The 1,733-nt window shown below is 38.4% G+C and carries 2 protein-coding genes; both read right to left on the bottom strand.

What is annotated here, in order from left to right:
• Nucleotides 1–399: tripartite tricarboxylate transporter TctB family protein (locus V7147_RS24980; protein WP_335370496.1), on the bottom strand; the 399-nt coding region annotated here is incomplete at its 3' end.
• Nucleotides 400–571: 172 nt separating this feature from the next.
• On the bottom strand, nucleotides 572–1,630 hold the full coding sequence (locus V7147_RS24975) for a tripartite tricarboxylate transporter substrate binding protein (RefSeq protein WP_335370495.1): 1,059 nt from the start codon (nucleotides 1,628–1,630) through the stop codon (nucleotides 572–574).
• Nucleotides 1,631–1,733: the final 103 nt, after the last annotated feature.

Genomic DNA, 1,733 nt, shown 5'->3' with positions numbered 1-1,733 from the left:
GTAGATTACGCCAGGAACCGCTGCTGCAATAATAATTGTATTTAAGATTTTTCCTTTTTGCATGACTTGGAACCCAACAAGTAAGAACAAAAACGTACTAATTACATAGCCAAGTGGTTCAAGCAATAGTGCGTATAAAGTTGTTGAAACAAGTATGATCAAGAAGCGTTTGTAGTGTAATTTCTCTTTTTTCTGTTCAGGGTATTTTTTCCGAAATGTTTCATAGATAAGGCGGATGCTTAATAATATGAGGACAACTCCGAGCGCAGATGGCAAAACACCTGGACCAATAGAACTACCAAAAGAACTACTATTAATTCTCTGGCCTTCAAAAATAAATAGAACACCAACCGCAATAAATGCAATACTTAAATATCGATCAAATGTCTTATTCAACATCGTCACCTCCATAATCAAATGCACCTTGGCGTGTTTGCCCCAGTTTTTTTAGTCCTACTCGATGTGGTTCACAAAGACGGTGCCACTCAGAAGTGACTTATTTAGTCTTTGATATTAAGAAACAATTCCCTAAAAAAATCTGAGGCATCCGCCTTGGTTAAAACTCTACAATTTACTTAGCCATACCTAGTTTCTTATATAACTCTAGGTAATCTGCTTCCTCTTTTTCAAGAGCGGCAAGGAAGTCAGTTGCATTCATATATCCATTTTGAACTCCCATTTTTGCAAGTTCAGCATTCCATTCATCACTATCACTTATCTCTTTTAGCTTTTCTTCCCAGTAAGCTTTAGCTTCGTCAGACATATCTTTTGGTCCAAAAACCCCACGCCAGTTTGCAACTTCAACATCAAATCCTTGTTCCTTATACGTAACAAGGTCTGCAAAATCCCCTGTCATACGTTCTGGCGCTGCTACACCTAATACTTTAATCTTTCCAGCTTTTAAATACTCAGCAACACCGGAAACGTCAGTTGTAAGTGCATCAGCATGTCCACCAACAAGTGCTGTCATGGCTTCTGCACCACCATCATATGCAGTAAATTTTACCTTATTACCATCAATACCATGACTTTCCGCAAGTAGAATCGAATTTAAATGATCAAGTGTTCCAGGAGCACCACCACCTGCAATTGTAATGCTAGATGGGTCTGCTTTGATGTCATCAAATAATGATTTTAAATCGTTATATTTAGAATCAGCATTAACTGCAATTACAGGATAATCAACCTGTAAGCGAGCCAATGGAGTCAAATCTCTGAACGAATATGGCGATGTTCCATCTTTCTTAATAAAGTTCAGAACGGTAGGTGTTGAAGGAAGAAGAAGCGCATAATCATTTCCTTTTTCCTTCTGAACGAATTCTGTCATTCCAAGAACCTGGCCGCCCCCCGGCTTATTCTCAACACTAATAGATTGCTCAACTAACTTTTTATCAGCTGCAACTTTCGCTATAGTTCTAGCCGCTGTATCTAGTCCCCCACCTGCTCCAGATGGTGCAATGATTGTAATCATTTTCTCTGGATACTTGCTTACTTTTTCCTCTTTTGGTTTCGTATCTGCCTTCTCCCCCGATGTGGAAGTGCTGCTACTACCTCCACCACTACAAGCTGCTAAACTAAATGCTAGAGTTCCAACTGCCAAAAACCCAACCAACTTTTTACCTAAATTCATTTGATCCCCTCCATTTTTTAATAGAACTTTCGATCTACATTTCTAAACGTATTTCGTTGTTCCTTTCCTTTGTTTTCTTTTTAAAAATTTCACAACTTTATAA

Source organism: Bacillus sp. JJ1521 (genome assembly GCF_036965165.1).
In the GTDB taxonomy this organism is placed as follows: Bacteria; Bacillota; Bacilli; order Bacillales; family Bacillaceae_L; genus Ferdinandcohnia.
The sequence above is the reverse complement of the archived record's forward strand: the minus strand, read 5'-3'. Positions and strand labels throughout refer to the sequence as shown.